This is a genomic window from Arthrobacter sp. 10T425 (assembly GCF_056393985.1).
This window is the reverse complement of sequence record NZ_JBFTGZ010000021.1, coordinates 26,359-44,067: the sequence shown is the minus strand read 5'-3', so window position 1 is coordinate 44,067 and position 17,709 is coordinate 26,359. Positions and strand designations below refer to the sequence as shown.

The 17,709-nt window shown below is 67.0% G+C and carries 14 protein-coding genes; 4 read left to right on the top strand and 10 right to left on the bottom strand.

Annotation, left to right across the window (positions count from 1 at the left end):
* Positions 1-178 precede the first annotated feature (178 nt).
* From AC1DDH_RS19170 to AC1DDH_RS19160, 3 genes are read right to left on the bottom strand one after another with little or no spacing between them, the layout of a single operon-like run.
* Positions 179-1,327 carry a mannitol-1-phosphate 5-dehydrogenase gene (locus AC1DDH_RS19170; protein WP_476956076.1) on the bottom strand — a complete coding sequence of 383 codons (1,149 nt, stop codon included), beginning with the start codon at positions 1,325-1,327 and terminating at the stop codon, positions 179-181.
* Positions 1,327-3,297, bottom strand: coding sequence for a PTS mannitol transporter subunit IICBA (locus AC1DDH_RS19165; protein ID WP_476872291.1), 1,971 nt, complete (start codon positions 3,295-3,297; stop codon positions 1,327-1,329). The genes AC1DDH_RS19170 and AC1DDH_RS19165 overlap by 1 nt, the downstream gene beginning before the upstream one ends.
* 58 nt (positions 3,298-3,355) lie before the next feature.
* The gene (locus AC1DDH_RS19160; protein ID WP_028277575.1) at positions 3,356-4,084 is read right to left on the bottom strand and encodes a TetR/AcrR family transcriptional regulator; all 729 of its coding nucleotides are present in this window, start codon (positions 4,082-4,084) and stop codon (positions 3,356-3,358) included.
* A 184-nt stretch (positions 4,085-4,268) separates the two neighbouring features.
* On the opposite strand from AC1DDH_RS19160, the gene ptsP reads away from it, so the two are divergent.
* From ptsP to AC1DDH_RS19145, 3 genes are all read left to right on the top strand, one after another.
* Positions 4,269-5,954 (top strand): phosphoenolpyruvate--protein phosphotransferase, encoded by a 1,686-nt coding sequence (gene ptsP / locus AC1DDH_RS19155; protein WP_223914954.1) that lies wholly within the window; start codon positions 4,269-4,271, stop codon positions 5,952-5,954.
* 22 nt (positions 5,955-5,976) lie between these two features.
* Complete coding sequence (locus AC1DDH_RS19150) at positions 5,977-6,399, top strand: helix-turn-helix domain-containing protein (RefSeq protein WP_476857705.1); 423 nt, start codon at positions 5,977-5,979, stop codon at positions 6,397-6,399.
* 74 nt (positions 6,400-6,473) lie between these two features.
* A complete protein-coding gene (locus tag AC1DDH_RS19145) occupies positions 6,474-6,743 on the top strand; it encodes a hypothetical protein (RefSeq protein ID WP_230006918.1) in 270 nt (89 codons plus the stop codon).
* A gap of 8 nt (positions 6,744-6,751) precedes the next feature.
* Here AC1DDH_RS19145 and AC1DDH_RS19140 read toward each other — a convergent pair whose 3' ends face one another.
* On the bottom strand, positions 6,752-7,972 hold the full coding sequence (locus tag AC1DDH_RS19140) for a PucR family transcriptional regulator (RefSeq protein WP_223914951.1): 1,221 nt from the start codon (positions 7,970-7,972) through the stop codon (positions 6,752-6,754).
* A 244-nt stretch (positions 7,973-8,216) separates the two neighbouring features.
* Here AC1DDH_RS19140 and ald point away from each other — a divergent pair, with 244 nt between their 5' ends.
* Positions 8,217-9,335: an alanine dehydrogenase gene (ald, locus tag AC1DDH_RS19135; RefSeq protein WP_476872288.1), complete on the top strand. Its 1,119-nt coding sequence runs from the start codon at positions 8,217-8,219 to the stop codon at positions 9,333-9,335.
* A 158-nt stretch (positions 9,336-9,493) separates the two neighbouring features.
* Here the strand turns inward: ald and AC1DDH_RS19130 are convergent, their stop codons facing one another.
* The 6 genes from AC1DDH_RS19130 to AC1DDH_RS19105 form a co-directional block, all read right to left on the bottom strand.
* Positions 9,494-10,549, bottom strand: a complete 1,056-nt coding sequence (locus AC1DDH_RS19130; protein WP_476859597.1) for a Gfo/Idh/MocA family protein — start codon at positions 10,547-10,549, stop codon at positions 9,494-9,496.
* Between the two features lie 139 nt (positions 10,550-10,688).
* Complete coding sequence (locus AC1DDH_RS19125; protein WP_230006921.1) at positions 10,689-12,386, bottom strand: ABC transporter family substrate-binding protein; 1,698 nt, start codon at positions 12,384-12,386, stop codon at positions 10,689-10,691.
* A gap of 69 nt (positions 12,387-12,455) precedes the next feature.
* The gene (locus AC1DDH_RS19120) at positions 12,456-14,612 is read right to left on the bottom strand and encodes a dipeptide ABC transporter ATP-binding protein (protein WP_476956075.1); all 2,157 of its coding nucleotides are present in this window, start codon (positions 14,610-14,612) and stop codon (positions 12,456-12,458) included.
* On the bottom strand, positions 14,609-15,619 hold the full coding sequence (locus AC1DDH_RS19115) for an ABC transporter permease (RefSeq protein WP_230010032.1): 1,011 nt from the start codon (positions 15,617-15,619) through the stop codon (positions 14,609-14,611). The genes AC1DDH_RS19120 and AC1DDH_RS19115 overlap by 4 nt, the downstream gene beginning before the upstream one ends.
* A 2-nt stretch (positions 15,620-15,621) precedes the next feature.
* Positions 15,622-16,608, bottom strand: coding sequence for an ABC transporter permease (locus AC1DDH_RS19110; protein ID WP_028277582.1), 987 nt, complete (start codon positions 16,606-16,608; stop codon positions 15,622-15,624).
* A gap of 357 nt (positions 16,609-16,965) precedes the next feature.
* Complete coding sequence (locus tag AC1DDH_RS19105; protein ID WP_476956074.1) at positions 16,966-17,598, bottom strand: TetR/AcrR family transcriptional regulator; 633 nt, start codon at positions 17,596-17,598, stop codon at positions 16,966-16,968.
* Positions 17,599-17,709 lie beyond the last annotated feature (111 nt).

Genomic DNA, 17,709 nt, shown 5'->3' with positions numbered 1-17,709 from the left:
GTAGCCTAACAGTTAGGCAACCTAATGGTCAACAGTCAGTCCCTCCCTCACTTTTCGCGTCAAAAACACAGACCCTCCCTCACCAGAAGTGAGGGAGGGTCTGTGTATCGGACAATCATCTGAGGGAGCGTCGTCCAAAACCCGCGCGATCTGAGGGAGCGTCGTTGGGCTGGGGCGGCTAGACGACCGCCTTGGCCTCCTCGATGAGGGAGGAGACGGCGGCAAAAAGCGGGTGGTCCGCCGGCAGGCCAGTGATCTCCTCCGTGGCCTCGTCCGGCGTGGACGCGGAGAGGATTTTCGCCAGCTCCACGGCCTCGGCGTCGGCCGGATCATTGAAACGCAGGGCGGCGGCGATGGCCCCGAGCAGCGCCTCGGGGACAATTCCGCGTTCGGCCAGCTCGGCAGCGGGACCGATGAAGCGCTCGTGCCGGCTGAGTTTGCGCAGCGGGGCACGGCCCACCCGCGTGACGGTGTCCGGCAGGTGCGGGTTCGAGAAGCGGCCCAGGATTTTTTCCACGTACGCCTCCTGCTCGGCCCGGTTGAAGCCATGCTTGGCCACCAGCAGCTCCTTGGTTTCGTCCAGGACGGCGCGCACATCGGCCGCGACGTCCTGGTCGGCCATGGCCTCGGAAATCTTGCCCAGGCCGGCCTCGAATCCGAAGTAGGCCGCCGCCGCGTGCCCCGTGTTGACGGTGAACAGCTTCCGCTCGATGTACGGTGCGAGATTGTCCACGAACGTCGCGCCCGGGACCACCGGCTCCTTCCCGGCGAACGGGGTACGGTCGATTACCCACTCATAGAACGTCTCCACCGTGACGTCCAGGCCCTGCCCGGCCTCCTGGTTCGGCACAATCCGGTCCACCGCCGTGTTGGCAAACACGGCGGCCGCGTCCAGGGCGCCCGCGGCCGGATCCCACTGGGCAATGACCTCGGACTTCAGGATGTCCGTGGCGTTGATCGCGTTCTCGCACGCCATCACCTGCAGCGGCGCCAGCCCGGCGGCACGGGCGGCAATCCCCTTGGCGATCACGGGCGCCACGAACTTCAGGATGTGCGGCCCCACGGCGGTGGTGACGATGTCCGCCGTCGCGATTTCCGCGACGACGTCGGCTTCCTGGGTGCCGGAGTTCAGCGCCCGGAAGTTGTTGACAGTACGGACAGCGGGGTTCTCTCCGACTTCGTGGACCTCGTAGCTGTCCGCGGCGGCCAGCTCGGTGATGAGGGCGTCCGCGACGTCGGCGAACACCACCTCATACCCTGCGTCGTGCAGCAGCAGGCCCACGAAGCCGCGCCCGATGTTTCCGGCTCCGAAATGAACAGCCTTCACTAGGAGTTGACCTTTCCGAACAGGGCCAGCACTTCGTCAACCGTGGTGGCCGCCTCGAGCTGGGCCACCTGGGCCTTGTTGGTGAAGACCTTGGCGATTGAGGACAGGATGTGCAGGTGTTCGTTGTTGACGCCGGCCACACCGACGACGAACTTCACTTCCTTGCCGTTCCAGTCGATGCCGTTCGGGTAGCGGATAACGGAGACCGCCGACTTCATGATGTGGTCCTTCGCGGCGTTGGTGCCGTGCGGGATGGCCAGGAAGCTGCCCATGTACGTGGAGACGGATTCCTCGCGTTCGTGCATGGCGTCCACGTAGCCGGAGTCGACGGCGCCGCGGTCCAGCAGAAGCTGCCCGGCCTCGTCGATCGCGGCGTCCCGCGTGGTCGCGTGGCCATTGAGGACGACGCTTTCGGCCACCAGGATGCCGGCGGGACCCTGCTCGGCTTCTGCCTCGGCGGCCGTGGGGGCGGTGCCGGCGGCGGCCGCGGCAGGGGTCGTTTCCGTGGTGCCGGCTTCCGTGTTGCTGGCCTCGACCAGTTCCACGATCTCGTCGTACCGCGGGCTGTTCATGAAGTTGTCCACAGAGACATGCACGGCGCTGGCGGTCGCGGGCTTGGCCCGTTCGGTCAGGTCCTGGTGGGTGATGACGACGTCGTACGTGTCGGTGAGGTTGGCGATCGCGGAGTTGGTGACCTTGACGTCCAGGAATCCGGCGGCCTTGATCTTGTTGCGGAGCACCGAGGCGCCCATCGCGCTGGAGCCCATGCCGGCGTCGCAGGCAAAGACGATGTTCTTGATCGGGGTGGCGAGGACGGCGACGCCGCTGGCACCCACGCCCTCACCGATCAGGGCTGCGGACACCGAGCTCTTCTTGCCCTTCAGGGCCTCCATCCGGTGGGTGGCCTGATCGAGGTCGTCTTCGGCGGGCGCCTTGCTGGCTTTCAGGACCACCGAGGCGATCAGGAAGGACACCGTGGTGGCAAAGAGGACGGAGAGCGTCACGCCGACGTAGCTGTCGCGCGCCGTTGAGGCGTAGACCGCGATGATGCTGCCCGGGGCTGCCGGGGACCGGAGTCCGGCGCCGGTGACCACGAGCGTGAAGATGCCGGTCATGCCGCCGCCGATTGCGGCGAAGATCGTCATCGGCTTCATCAGGACGTACGGGAAGTAGATCTCATGGATACCGCCGACGAACTGGATCACGGCTGCGCCCGGCGCGGACGCCTTGGCCAGACCCTTGCCGAAGAATGAAAAGGCGAGCAGGATGCCGAAGCCCGGACCGGGGTTGGCTTCGAGCAGGAACAGGATGGACTTGCCCTGCTCGAGCGCCTGCTGCGTGCCCAGCGGGGTGAGGATGCCGTGGTTAACGGCGTTGTTGAGGAACAGGACCTTTGCGGGCTCGATGAAGATACTGGTGAAGGGCAGCAGGCCGTTGGTGACCAGGAATTCGACCACGGCGCTGGCGCCATTGCTGAAGGCCTTCACGATCGGGCCGACCACCAGCATGCCCACGACCGCCATGGCAGCGGCAACGATACCTGCCGAGAAGTTGTCGATCAGCATTTCGAAGCCGGGCTTGACGCGGCCTTCCCAGATCTTGTCCAGCTTCATCATGATCCAGGCAGTGAGCGGGCCAAGGATCATGGCGCCGATGAACATGGGGATGTCGGTACCGACGATGACGCCCATGGTGGCCACCGCGCCCACCACGCCGCCGCGCACGCCGTAGACCATCCGGCCGCCGGTGTAGCCGATCAGCAGCGGGAGCATGTACGTGATCATGGGCCCGACAAGCTTGCCGAGCTCCGCGTTGGGGAAGAAGCCGGCCGGGATGAAGAGCGCCGTGATGAAGCCCCAGGCGATGAAGGCGCCGATGTTGGGCATGATCATTCCGGACAGGAACGTCCCGAATTTCTGGACGTGTACGCGCATGCTGGTGCGTGGTTTCGCAACTGTCTCTGTTGCCATGTGAGTTCCTAACCGTCGTTCCCGCTGCATTGCAGGATGGTCCGATAATTTCGCCGAGCTAGCTGGTGGAGCTGTTGGAGATCCGGTGGAGCCATTCGAGGAAGAGCTTGAGTTCCGAGCTGGAGAGCTGGTCCGAGTGGGACGCCTGGAGTGCTGCATTCAATGCGATGGCCGCCACAACCACTGAGGACTTTCCGCTGTCCACAGAACCGTTGTCCCGGGCCTGCTCGGTGGAAACCGCAAAGATCATGGCGTCGCGGGTCATGGCGGAGAGCTCGAGGTTTCGCTCCGGCACCTTTTCCGCGATCAGCATGAGGGTCATGCCCACATTGGCCGCCAGGATGGACCTGGCCGCCTCCTTGGGCGGGACGTTGAGCTGGCCGGAGACAGCCGCCTTGTTCAGCATTTCCTCCATGAGAGCCTCGGCATCGGCGACGATGGCCGGGCGGCTCTCAGGGCGGATATTGCCGAACATGACGAGGTACAGTTCCGGCTGTTTCAGCCCGAACTGGACATGGTTGTCCCACATCCTCCGGATGTCCTCCAGAGGTTGGCCAGAGGGCGCGAAGTCACGTTCGCCCGCGACATATTCGTCGAAACCTGCTGCGACGACGGCGTCGAACAGCCCTTCCTTGTCACCAAAGTGGTGGTAGAGGGTCGGTGCCGTGACACCGGCCAGCTGCGTGATCTGGCGGGTCGAGACTGCGGATCCGCCGGAGTTGGCCAGCAGCTCGGCGGCCGCACGCAGCAGCCGGGCCTTGGGTGGTAGCTGGCCATCGATACTCATAACCGCTACCCTAGCACCTATAGCAACGCTATATGAACTGCATCACATACAATTTTTCCAGGTGCCGTGACCCGCCCGCTGCCGCAGCCGTCAGCCGCAGGCGCAGATGATCAGCAGGGTCGCTGCGGCACCTGGTTTACCGGCTTAGTGGCCACTGGCCTACGACAGAAAATGAGGACCTTCAGTGCAGAACTTCCCAGGAGTAGGCGTTAGCCCCGGCCGCATCATCGGTACCGTCCGGCAGATGCCCAAACCGATCAGCGAACCGCCTGCCGGAGAGCAGCTTCCCGCCGGCGTCACGGCGGAGGACGCGACGGCGGCGCTGAAGGCCGCGGCGAAATCCGTCCACGACGAACTGAAGGCCCGGTCCGAGACCGTCTCGGGCGACGGCAAGGCCGTCCTCGAGGCCACGGCCCTCATGGCCACTGACACCATGCTGCTCAAATCCGCCGCCAAACTGATCGGCCGCGGCACCTCCGGGCAGCGTGCAATCTGGGAAGCCGGCGCCTCGGTCTCGGAGATGCTGCACAACCTGGGCGGCTACATGGCCGAGCGCGCCACGGACGTCCTGGATGTCCGCTCCCGGATCGTGGCGGAACTGCGCGGAGTCCCCGCGCCAGGCATTCCCGTGTCCCCCACCCCGTTCATCCTCATCGCCGAGGACCTGGCCCCGGCCGACACCGCCACCCTGGATCCGGAAAAGGTCCTGGCGCTGGTCACCGCCGGCGGCGGCCCGCAGTCCCACACCGCGATCATCGCCCGCTCGCTGGGCCTGCCGGCCGTGGTCGCCGCCGTCGGGGTCGACGAGCTCGCCGACGGCACCGAGGTGTACGTGGACGGCGCGGCCGGCCTCATCACCGCGAACCCGGACGAGTCCCAGCGCGCGGCCGCAGCCCACTGGGCCGCCACCGCGTCGCTGCTTGCCGCCTTCGACGGGACCGGCACGACGGCGGACGGCCACCTCGTGCCGCTCCTGGCCAATGTCGGCGGCGCCAAGGACGCCGTGGCCGCGGCCGGCCTGAACGCCCAGGGCGTGGGACTGTTCCGGACCGAGTTCTGCTTCCTGGAGCGGGACACCGAACCGACCGTGGAGGAACAGGCCGCCGCCTACCAGGGCGTCTTCGACGCCTTCCCGGGCAAGAAAGTGGTGCTCCGCACGCTGGATGCCGGAGCGGACAAGCCGCTGCCGTTCCTGACCGACGCCACCGAGCCCAACCCGGCCCTGGGCGTCCGCGGCTACCGGACCGATTTCACCACGCCGGGGGTCCTTGAGCGCCAGCTGCAGGCCATTGCCCTGGCGGAAAAGGCATCCGAGGCCGATGTCTGGGTGATGGCCCCGATGATTTCCACCGCTGAGGAGGCGGCCCGCTTTGCCTCGCTGTGCACCGCGGCAGGGATCAAGACGCCCGGCGTCATGGTGGAGGTCCCGTCGGCGGCGCTGACGGCCGAGGCCATCCTCCGCGAGGTCGGCTTCGCCAGCCTGGGCACCAATGACCTCACCCAGTACGCCATGGCGGCGGACCGCCAGCTCGGCCCGCTGGCCGCCCTGAACACCCCCTGGCAGCCGGCCGTACTGCGGCTCGTGGGCCTGACCGTGGAAGGTTCCGCGGCCGAGGGCCACAACAAGCCGGTGGGCGTGTGCGGCGAGGCCGCGGCGGACCCTGCCCTCGCCGTCGTCCTCACGGGACTGGGCGTCACCACGCTGTCCATGACGGCGCGTTCCATCGCGGCCGTCGCCGCCGTGCTGAAGACCGTCACCCTGGCTGAAGCCCGGGAGCTTGCCAAGCTGGCCTTGTCCGCGCCGAGCGCTACCGAGGCCCGGGCCTGGGTGCGGGCAAAACTGCCGGTCCTGGAGGACCTTGGGCTGTAGCTGCTGCCGCTAGGATGCACTCATGGCACTGATAGCCCCCCGGGTGACGGCCGGCCTCCCGGCCGAGGATGCGCAGAACCTCAGGTACGCCCTCGACGGCAGCCACGACATCACGGTGTTCGTGGACGGCACCGTCCACCGGCTGCCGCCCGCGGCGCGGGACGCCGTCGTCGATCTGCTGGGCCGCTTCAGCCGCGGCGAGGCCGTGACGGTCAGCAGCGTCGAGGAAATGCTGACGACGTCCCGGGCCGCGGAGCTTGCGGGGATCTCGCACACGTATTTGCGGAACATGACCGACCGCGGCGAGATCCCGGTGGAATACCGCGGAACGCACCGCCGGATCCGGCTGGCCGACATCATGGCGTGGCTTGAAACGCAGAAGAAGAACGGTGCGGACGCCGGGACGCCGGCCGGCCAGGATGACGAGGCTGCCGGTGCTTCATGAAGCAGTGATAAGGATCAAGCAACGATCCCGGTCCGGCGCGAAAGCACTGATATCCCGCGGGTTAAGCTTGGAATGTGGGTAAATTCAGAGGGTGGCACATCGTGGCAGGGATCGCCGCCATGCTGCTCGCTGGCATCTTCGGAACCGCCATGGGCCTGAACAACACCGCCACGTATCTGGCCAGCGGCGTCGCTTTCGTAGCGGTGTCGCTCTGGGTGGACAGCCGGATTTCCCGCCGCCGCAGTGCCGCCGGCATCGCCCGCCCCGGCCAGGACCTTGGCCAGGACGCTGGCCACGACGCGAAGCCGGCCCTCGACGCCGACCCCTCCAAGCGCGAGGGCTAAGCGCGCCGCTAGATTCTGGGCCGGCCAGCCCAGCGCCGCGCCTTGAGCCCGGCATGCAGTTCCAGCCGCACCATTCCCTTCAACGGGTCCACGCCCAGCAGCTGGCGGATCCGGCCGAGCCGGTTGTAGATGCTGCTCCGGTGGAGGTGCAGTTTGGCCGCGACTTCCTGGACCGAGCCGTCGTTGTCGTAGAACAGCTCCAGCACGGGCAGCAGCTCGTGGTTGCGGTCATGGTCCTCGAGGAGGCGGAAATACACGGAACCCGCGTCTGCCCAGGCTCCCGCGCCGCCGCCGGCCGAGGCCAGGAGCTGGTAGACGCCGGTGGCCCGGCAGTCGACGAGCTCGCCCAACTGGGGATCCACCGCCGCGGCCTGGGCCGCCTGCCGTGACTGCCGGTAGGCCTCGGCCAGTTCCCGAGGCTTGGCGAATCCCTCGGACGTGCCCAGGATGATCCGCCGGACCGTGCGCCCGGAGCGTTTGGCGAGTTCGAGTTGGTAGTGGACCAGCACCTGGGCGTGGTCGGCGCGTCCCGTGGATTCCTTGAAGAGCACCACCGCGTGGGTCTCCGTGCCTGCGCTGAACAGTGCGGCATCCACCCCGATGGTCGCCTGCAGCGCCGCGGAGCGGTGAATGAGCGTGTCGGCGATGGGATCCGAGCCACCGGCCCAGCCATCCGCGTCCAGGACGGTCACCAGCTGCCAGGGCCCCTTGCCCTGGACCTCTTTCCAGCCCGCGACGGCCGCCGCCGCGTTGGCCTCGCCGGCGCACGCGGCCAGGAACTCCTGTTCGCGCCGGCGCCGGAACTCGGACTCGGCCGTATTGGAATCCAGCAGCAGGGTGGACAGCTGTTCCAGCTCCGGGGCCACGTCCGGCAGCTGGGCGAGGACGGTCGCGGCGCTGGGTTCCTCGGCGTCGAGCTGGACCCACAGGTACCCCACCCGGAAGCCCCGCACCAGCAGCGGCACGCACACGCGCCCGAGCATGCCGAGGTCCGCGTTGGCCGGCACGACGACCGGCCGGACCGCCGTCGCGATCCCGTGGGAGAGCTGCCACGCGATGACGTCCACGGGGACACGCTTACTGAGCAGGAAGTTCACCCGGACGCGGTCCGCATGGGATTGGTTGGAACTGTAGGCGAGGAGCAGACCGTCGAGATCCTCGAGGGAGAGGCCGCGGCCCAGCCGCTGCGCCACCTGCTCCACGAGCTGCTCCACGTCCTGCTGCTGCATCCTGCCAGACTACTGCCCCCGCCCGCCGCACTGCGAATGCAGCCGGGACGGACACCAGCCGACACCTGACGCCCGCTCCATCGACAAATGTCTATCCCCGGTTTTGAAAAACCCCGGAATGACGCGGCGGGCGCCCAATGCCCGGCGGCGGCACCTGTCGCGTGCCTCACAGCGGGATTTATTCTGGAAGTACGAATCCCCCACTCATCCAGGCCCACGAGGCCCCACCTACTGGAGCTAACAAATGATCATCGGCGTACCCAAAGAGATCAAGAACAACGAGTTCCGCGTCGCCATCACGGCGGCCGGCGTCCATGAATTCCGGACCCACGGCCACGAGGTCCTCGTCGAGCGCGGCGCGGGGCTGGGCTCCGGCATCACGGATGAGGAATACGCGATCGCCGGTGCCGAGATCGTCGCCGAAACCGACGACGTCTGGGGCCGCGCCGACATGGTGCTGAAGGTCAAGGAACCGGTCAAGGCCGAATACCACCGCTTCCGCAAGGGCCTGATCCTCTTCACCTACCTGCACCTGGCCGCCGAACCGGAACTGACCCAGGCCCTGATCAACTCCGGCGTCACCGCCATCGCCTACGAGACCGTCCAGGAGGGCAGGTCCCTGCCGCTGCTGGCCCCGATGTCCGAGGTTGCCGGCCGGCTGTCCGTGCAGGTCGGCGCCACGTCCCTGATGGCGCCGGCTGGCGGCAAGGGCGTGCTGCTCGGCGGCGTCCCGGGCGTCCGTCCGGCCAAGGTCGTTGTCCTCGGCGCCGGTGTTGCCGGCACCAACGCTGCCGCCATGGCCCTGGGCCTGGGTGCCGACGTCACCATCCTGGACATCAACATCAACCGCCTGCGCGAACTGGACGCCCAGTACCAGGGCCGCCTGAAGACTGTCGCGTCCAACAAGTACGAGATCGAGAAGTCCGTGGTCGACGCCGACCTCGTGATCGGTTCGGTCCTGATCCCCGGCGCCAAGGCACCGAAGCTCGTCACCAACGAGCTCGTGTCCCGGATGAAGCCCGGCTCCGTGCTGGTCGACATCGCCGTGGACCAGGGCGGCTGCTTCGAGGACACGCACCCCACCACGCACCAGGAACCGACGTACAAGGTCCACAACACGATCTTCTACTGCGTCGCCAACATGCCCGGCGCCGTCCCGAACACCTCCACGTACGCGCTGACCAACGTCACCCTGCGCTACGCCGTCTCGCTGGCGAACCTGGGTGTCAAGGCTGCGTTTGAGCGCGACGCCGCCCTGGCCGCCGGCCTGAACATCGCCGGCGGCAAGGTTGCGCACCGCTCGGTCTCCGAGGCGCACAACCTGCCCCTCGTCGCCGACTGGCACGAGCTGGTCTCCGCGTAGCCAGCACTTCATCGGCTGCTCCTCCCCACCGGCCCCCTCGCCTCGCAAGCTCGGCCAGGGAACCCTGCCGGTGTGGGCCCAAACCGCCCTTTTTTGGACACTCAGAAGGGCAGTTAGGAGCAGCCGATGGCTGTTTAAGCCCGCACCGCGCCGAGAACCTAGGCCAGGGACCGGGCCTGCTCGATCAGCTGCAACACCTGGAGCGGGCCCGCGGGGTCGACGGGGACGGGCAGCGCCGAGCTTGCGCCGCCGTCGGCGATCTTGGCGGCCAGGATCCGGTAAAACTCGGGGTAGGCGCCGCGCTCGGTGGGCAGCCGGTCCAGGTGCCCGTCGCGCCCCAGCAGCCCGGCCCAGTCCGGATCTTCCACGCCGTAGTCGGCATCCAGCGGGCTTCCGCCGGCCAGGATGTACGGCTCCTGCGGGTCCACGCCGTGCTTGGTGAAACCGCCCTCGCTGCCCAGGATGCGGTAGCGCGGGCCCTGCTGGGCGCACAGCATGTTCATCCACAGGTGGCTGGTCACCCCGGAGCTGTGCCGCAGGACCAGGAAGACGTCGTCGTCCGCCTTGGCTCCGGGCCGCCGGGCCGCCAGTTCCGCGTGAATGAGCGTGGCCGGCCCAAAAAGCTGCACGGCCTGATCCAGCAGGTGGGTGCCGAGGTCAAACAGCACCCCGCCGCCGTCGTCCGCCGTCGCGGCGGCCTTCCATGCTTTGGGGACGTCGGGCGACCATCGCTCGAAGCGGGACTCAAAGCGGCTCACGGTGCCGAAGGCTCCGGTGTCCATGAGGGCTTTAACGGTGAGGAAGTCGCCGTCCCAGCGCCGGTTCTGGAACACCGTGAGCACCCGGCCCAGCCGCCCGGCCAGGTCGATGAGCTCCTGCCCCTCGGCGCTGCTGACAGCGAAGGGCTTGTCGACGACGACGTCGAGGCCGGCTTCCAGCGCCGCTTTCGCGAGTGGGTAGTGGGTGGCGGGCGGCGTGCCGAGCACCAGCAGGTCCAGTTCGCCGGCGAGCTCCAGGATATCGGCCGGGGTGTCGACGATCCTGGCCGCCGGATAGCTGTGTGCGGCGGCAGATCTCCTGGCGGCGTCGGAGGTGGCAATGGCATCGAGCGAATAGGCCGGGTTTGCGGCGATGAACGGGGCGTGGAAGACGCTGCCCGAAAGGCCGAAACCGGCGACGGCGGTGCGGATGGGCCGGGTTGAATCGTTGCTCATGGTGCCAAGGCTACCGGCTGGGCATGCACCGGGGCGCCTGTCCGGCAGGGCTTAATCGAACGAGGCCGGCGCCGCCCGGAAGCTTCCAGGGGCACCGGCCTCGGCCGTGCTGCTTGTTAGTGCGTGGTGCTTGCCGGGACTAGCTCTTCTGCCAGCCGACGACGCTCCAGTCCGGGGTCTGGAACAGGGCCGCACCGTAGTTGGCCAGGCCCGTGCGGGCGAAGTAGATCTGCGGGCCGTTCATGATCACGCCCATGGAGAAGTACTTCTCCATGTGCTTCTTCTCGACGTCCATGGCGGCCTTGTTGCGCTGGGCGTCGTCCTGGATGGAGGCAAGGTCCTTGATGGCCTTGTCCAGTTCGGCGTCGCCGAGTTCGTTCTCGTTGGTCTTGGAATCGTAGAACTGCTTCACGCCGGAGGTGGCGTCGGCGCCTACCGTGTAGCCGCTGATGGTGAGCTGGAAGTCGCGGCTGCCAACCACCTTGCCGAAGTCGGCGTCACCGCGCTGGTCGATGCCAACGTCCATGCCGGCCGCCTGAAGCTGCTTCTGGAGCGTCTGAACGGTGGCGAGGCCGGTGGGGTCGTCACCGAAGTTGGTGATCTTGAACGACGCCGGGACGCCGTCCTTTTCCATGATGCCCTTGGCGTTGGCCTTGTAGCCGGCCTCGGTCAGGACCTTCTTGGCCGCGTCGGCGCCGGTTTCCTTGACCGGGTAGTTGTCCTGGTAGTACTTCGAGAACGGCATCAGCATCATGGAGCCCGAGCTGTTCTCTTCCCAGTTCAGTCCGCCAAAGCGGACGGCGCGGATGGCGGGGCGGTCCACGGCGGTGAAGATTGCCTTGCGGACTGCGACGTCGGTGAGCGGGGCCTTGAGGGCGTTGAGGTTCAGGCCGCCGGCGAAGAGGCGCTGGCCGCGGCGGACCTCGGAGTTCTTGGAGCCTTCAAGCTGCTTGTACTTCGTCAGCGTGCGGCCGTCGGCCATGTCGATTTCGCCGTTCTTGAAGGCGGCGATCTCGGCGCTGGCCTCCAGCTGGCGGAAGATCACCTTGTCCAGGACCGGCTTCTCGCCCCACCACTTGTCATTCGGCACGAGGGAGACAGTCTTCGCGGCGGAGTCAAACTTGTCGACCTTGAACGGGCCTGCCATCCACTCGGGGTGCAGTTCGCCCGTGAAGCCGGTGTTGAAGATTTCGGGAGTGTTCACGGTCTGCGGGATGAAGCCGCCGAACATGTCACTGAGCGGGTACACCGGCTGTGTGGTGGTGACAACGACTTCCTTGTCGCTGCTTCCCGCCTTGACGGAGTCGATGAACTCGTAGGCCCCGGAGCTGACGATGTCGATGTCCTTGTTCTGGCCATTGAGCATCTTCCACGTGTTCTCGAACGTGGCGGCGTTGATCGGGGTGCCGTCGTTGTAGGCGGCCTTCGGGTTGATCTTGATGGTGATGGTCTGCTTGCCGTCTTTGACCTCGCTCTTGAAGTCTTCGCAGAAGTTCTTGTTGAGGTTGGCGGTGCCGTCGAAGTCCAGCTTCCAGCAGCCCACGTAGCCGGCCTCGTCGATCGGGTAGTGCAGTTCGGTGTTGTCCGCCGAGTTGCCCGCGTTGGAGAAGCCGTTGAAGTCCGGTCCGATGTTGCCCAGCGGCAGCGTCACGGTACCGCCCTGCTGCAGGTCGGCGGCCTTCTTGGCGTTGACGCTGACCAGCTTGCTCAGGTCGCCGGAGGCATCCTGTGCCTTGGCGCTCTGGGCGGTGGTTGAGGCGCCACCGCTGCCGCAAGCGGTCAGCGCGAGGGCAGCCACGACGGCGGTGAGGCCGCCGATCCTGGTCCGATTTTTCATGTGATCCCCTTCATTTTTTTCATGCGAGTGTGATGCGTGGGTTCTCGGGTGGTGTGCTGGTCCGGTGATTCAGTGGTTTTCGTGGACAACCAGCATGTCCGCGTCCAGTTCGCCGTCCGGGTAGAAGCAGGCGAACTGCTGGTCGGTGGCGGACGCTTCGAGGGCCGGCTCCAGGGTCAGGCACTTCTCCTGCCTGGCCGGCGGCAGGGCCGCGAACACGGGGCAGCGGGTGGCGAAGTTGCAGCCTGCCGGCGCTTCCAGCGGCGAGGGCAGGTCGCCCTGGAGGATGATCCGCTCGCGGGTGCGCTCCAGCTCCGGATCCGGTACCGGGATCGCGGAGAGCAGGGCACGGGTATAGGGGTGGCGGGGGTTGTCGAAGACGGCGTCGACGTCGCCGATCTCCACGATCTTGCCCAGGTACATGACGGCAACGCGGTTGGAGATGTGCCGGACCACGGAGAGGTCATGGGCCACCATGAGGTAGCTGAGGCCGAGTTCGGCACGGAGCTTGTCCAGGAGGTTGATGACGCCGGCCTGCACCGATACGTCGAGGGCGGAGACGGGCTCATCCAGGACCACCAGCCGGGGGTTCACCGCGAGGGCGCGGGCAATGCCGATGCGCTGGCGCTGGCCGCCGGAGAACTGGTTGGGGAACCGGTTGACGTGGTCCGCCTGCAGGCCCACCAGCTCCATGAGCTCCATGATCCGCTTCCGGATGGCAGCCTTGGGCATGCCCAGGTTTTCCATCGGCTCGGCCAGGACCTCGTAGACGGTGAAGCGCGGATCCAGTGCCCCGGTGGGATCCTGGAACACCATCTGCAGTTCCTTGCGCATGGCGCTCTTGGCCCGGGCGTCCGCGGCCTGCTTGTTGCTCAGCCCGCCGATCACCACCTCGCCGTCCTGGTCCTTGTGGAACTCCATGATTTCCAGCAGGGTGGTGGTCTTTCCGCAGCCCGACTCCCCCACGATCGAGAAGCACTCACCCTCACGGATATCGAAGCTCAGCCCGTCCACGGCCTTCACCGTGCCGATCCTGCGCTTGATCAGGGCGCCCTTCATCAGCGGAAAGTGCTTCCTGACGTCGCGGAGTTCCAGGACAGTCTTGCGTTCGTGCCGGGGAAGGCTGTCAAAGCGGGATACCGGCACGGCCGGGACGGCGAAAACAGTGTGGACATCGACGTCGGCGAGGGCCTCGCTCTTGATGCACGCGGCGCTGTGCGCCACCGCCCGAAGGTCCGGTTCGCCGTCGAGGCAGGCCTCGCTGGCCAGCGGGCACCGCGGCGCGAACGAACAGCCGGTGGGCGGCTGGGTGAGGTTCGGGGGGATGCCGTCGATCGGCACCAGCGACGATTTTTCCGCGACGTCCACGCGCGGGACCGCACCGAGCAGGCCCATCGTGTAGGGCATCCGCGGGCTGTAGTAGATGTCATCGACGCTGCCGGTCTCCACCGGCCTGCCCGCGTACATCACCATGATGTCGTCCGCCATGCCGGCGACCACGCCGAGGTCGTGCGTGATCATGACGACCGCGGCGCCGGTCTCCTCCTGGGCGGCGTGGAGCACCTCGAGGACCTGCGCCTGGATGGTGACGTCCAGCGCCGTCGTCGGCTCATCGGCGATCAGAACCCGCGGGTTGTTGGCGATCGCGATGGCGATCATGACGCGCTGGCGCATGCCGCCGGAGAACTCGTGCGGGAAGGCCTTGAGCCGGTCCTTCGGGCTGGGGATGCCGACCAACCCCAGGAGTTCGACGGCGCGTGCCTCCTTGGCCTGCTTGCTCATGGTCGGGTTGTGGACGGTCAGGGCCTCGATGATCTGGGTGCCGACCGTGTAGACCGGGGTCAGGGAGGACAGCGGGTCCTGGAACACCATGGCGAGGTCGCTGCCGCGGTGGCGGCACATGGCCTTGTCGCTGAGCCCCAGGAGCTCCTTGCCCTGCAGCCGGACGGAACCGGTGATTTCCGCCGTCGCGGGCAGCAGGCCCATGATCGCCATGGACGTGACGGATTTGCCGGAGCCGGACTCGCCCACAATGCCCAGCGTCTTGCCGGGCATCACGTCGAAGTCGACGCCGCGGACCGCGTGCACCACGCCGTTTTCCGTGTTGAAGCGGACGTTGAGGTCCCGGACGGAGAGGACCGCGCTCGTGGGGGCGTGCAGCCCGGCGGAGTGGAGGCGCTCGGCGGTCCCTTGCGCGGTGTCCCGTGCGGTGGTGTTGCTGGTCATTTGCTCTTCTTCTGTGTCTTGCCGGTGGCGCCGCCGGTGGCGTGGCCAGTGGCCTTGCTCCTCTTGGCGCGGCCAACGGAGCTGGAGCTGGGGTCGAACGCGTCGCGGAGGCCGTCGTTCATCATGGCGAGCGAGCCGGTCAGCAGGAACATCACGATCAGGGGCGCCCAGAACATCCACGGAAAGGTGGAAACCTGGGAGGTCGACTGGCCGATCAGGACGCCCAGGCTCACGTCGGGGACCTTGATGCCGATGCCGATGAAGGAGAACGCGACCTCGGCGAGGATGGCTCCAGTGACGCCGCGGGTGACTTCCAGGACCAGCAGGGAGCCGATGTTCGGCACGAGGTGGCGCCAGACGATCCGGCGCGGCGGGATGCCCATGTACTGGGAGGCTTTGACGAAGTCACGCTGCATGAGGGAGAGCGACAGGGACCTGATGAGGCGTGCGGTCCCCATCCAGCTGAAGACCAGCAGCACGATGATGAGCAGCAGCCAGCTCGGGACGGTGTTCTTCAGGCCGTTGGCGCCGCCGCTCGTGGCCACCGCGACTACCAGCAGGGCCGGCATCATGATCAGGGCTTCGAGGATGAACAGCATGACCTTGTCCACCTTGCGGCCGAAGAACGCCATGGTGCAGCCGTAGACGGCGGCGATCAGCACCGAGACGAGGCCGACGACGACGCCGATCAGGATGGAGACCCTGGTGCCCTCGACGGTCAGGGCGTAGAGGTCGATCCCGGCCTGGGAGGTGCCCAGCAGGTGCTCCGCGGAGGGCGGCATGCCGATGTTGAAGGGGTCGATGGTCTCCTTGTCCCAGCTGCCGAAGAAGCCGCCGATGAAGGAGAAGAGGGTCAGGGCCAGGAAGATGGCGAGGCCGGCGACCGCTGTCCGGTTGCGCAGGAAGCGCCGCAGGATGATCCGCGACTTGCCGATCACGACCTCGTCGTCGCCGAACTTTCCTTCGTCCAGGACGGCGGCCGGGTCAATCGTGTTGAGGTTGGTCATGATTACTGCACCCGCACTCTCGGGTCCACGAGCGTGGTGGCGAAGTCGGCGAGGATCGCTCCGACCGCGAAGATGACGGAGCCGTAGGCGAGGGTCGCGGTGGCCGCGTTGACGTCCTGCAGGGCAATTGAATCGATGGACCAGGACCCGACGCCGTGCCAGGCGAAGATTTTCTCGGCGAAGAAGCCGCCGGCGAAGATGGCCGGGATGGTGAACGCAATGCTCTGCGCCACGGGGATGAAGGACACCCGCAGGGCGTGCCGGCTGATGGCCTGGTTGCGGGTCAGGCCCTTGGCCCGCGCCGTCCTGACGAAGTCGGCGTTGACGTTGTCAAGCAGATACTGGCGCTGGGCGATCTGGTATGCGCCCCAACCCACAATCGTGATGGCGAACGTGGGCACGGCGTAGTGGGCGAGCATGTCGACGAACTGGGCCCAGCCGTCGCCGTCCAGGCCCGGGGTGGAGATGCCGGTGACAAAGAAGACCCGCTCCCCGACCGACTCGTTGATGTTGATGGCGCCCAGCTGCACCAGGAAGTAGGCGATCGGTGCGGGGACGATGTACATGAGGTAGCTGTACGAGGTGATGGCCCGGTCCGAGGCCTTGTACTGGCGGGCTGCGGTGAAGACGCCGAGGGCGACGCCGATCACGAGGGTCAGGATGATCGAGGCCAGGAAGAGCCGGGTTGAGATCCAGACCCGGTCGCCGAACTCGGCGTTGATGAAGGCGCCGTTGGGGCTCCGTCCCCAGTCCCAGCGGGTGAGAATGGCGGTGAGCCAGTCGACGTAGCGCTCCCACGGATTGAGGGTGGGATCGAGCCCCTTGAGCCGGAAGGAATTGACCACCTGCTCGGGCGTAGGCCGCGGAATCCGCTCCTGCTCCAGCAGCGCCGGCTGCAGCGTGCTCACAGCCAGGAGATAGCCGGCGCTGGTGGTCAGGAAGATCATGAAGACATACGTGAGCGCACGTTTGGCGAGATATCGAAGCATGGAGCGGCTAGTTCTGGATCGCCGTTGCCTGAGCAGATCCGCGCGTCACGGCTGCGGCCGCACGGGCGGGCCCGCCTGTGCCAGGGACAAGATTATTCACAACGTCGATCCTTCCGTCGTCCCCATCCGGCAGCGGGTTCCGCGGCCGGTTCGGGAGTATGGGCCAGCTGGTTTCCGGCCGCCCGCATGCCTTGCGGCTGAGCCCTTGTGGGCTATGTTGCGGGTCACATTCCAGAGGAAGCTATCACATTAGCCGGGCTCCGCCGGGCTCTCACGGGCCGCGACACGGCGGCTTCACTACAGATCGTTATGAATAACTCCGTGGAATGGATTTGGCCCACGGAAGCGGCTGCGCCGTCAGGAGCCGCACACTACGCGCGTGACAAGCTCCCGCCAGGTGTCCGCAAGGCGCTCCGGCGCAATCCCGTGCACGCCGACGGAATGGAGCAACAGTTCCGGCTCCAGCGACGCCCCGAGGGCCGAGGCCATGACCCACGGGTCCGCCGTCACGCCGGCTTCGCGCAGCAGCATCTCGAGATGACGGCGCCAGAGGACGGCCGGCGGGACATCGAACCTGTTGTAGACCGAGGCATCGGCGGCCCGCGCCAGCTCCCCGAATTCCAGGATCCAGTCAATGCGGGCGGCGCCCACGGCGATCAGCCGCTCCAAGGGCGGCGCGCCGGGACCTACCGGGGGCGGACCAAACATGAACCGGCCCTGGAATTCGGCCTCGGCGTCGCTAAGAAGCGCCATCATCAGCCCGGCACGGCTGCCGAACCGCCGGAAGACCGTCCCTTTTCCAACTCCGGCGCGCTGCGCCAGCCGGTCCATGGTGAGGGCTTCGACGCTGGATTCCTCAACGATTTCCCGGGCGGCGCAGAGCAGGAGCTCCCTGTTGCGGATCGCGTCGCTGCGCGCTGATTCTGCGGCGGGCGCGGCGGGGCGCCCTGCCCCGGACTGGGCACCGGGACGGATCGGGATGAGGCTCACACCGCTGATTCTAGCGCCCCGGAATATAACCGGACCGCAGTCCGTTTAGGATTGGTGAAGGCCCCCAAAGCCTCACGATCCACCAGCCGCCGGAATCACCCCGCGGCGTGA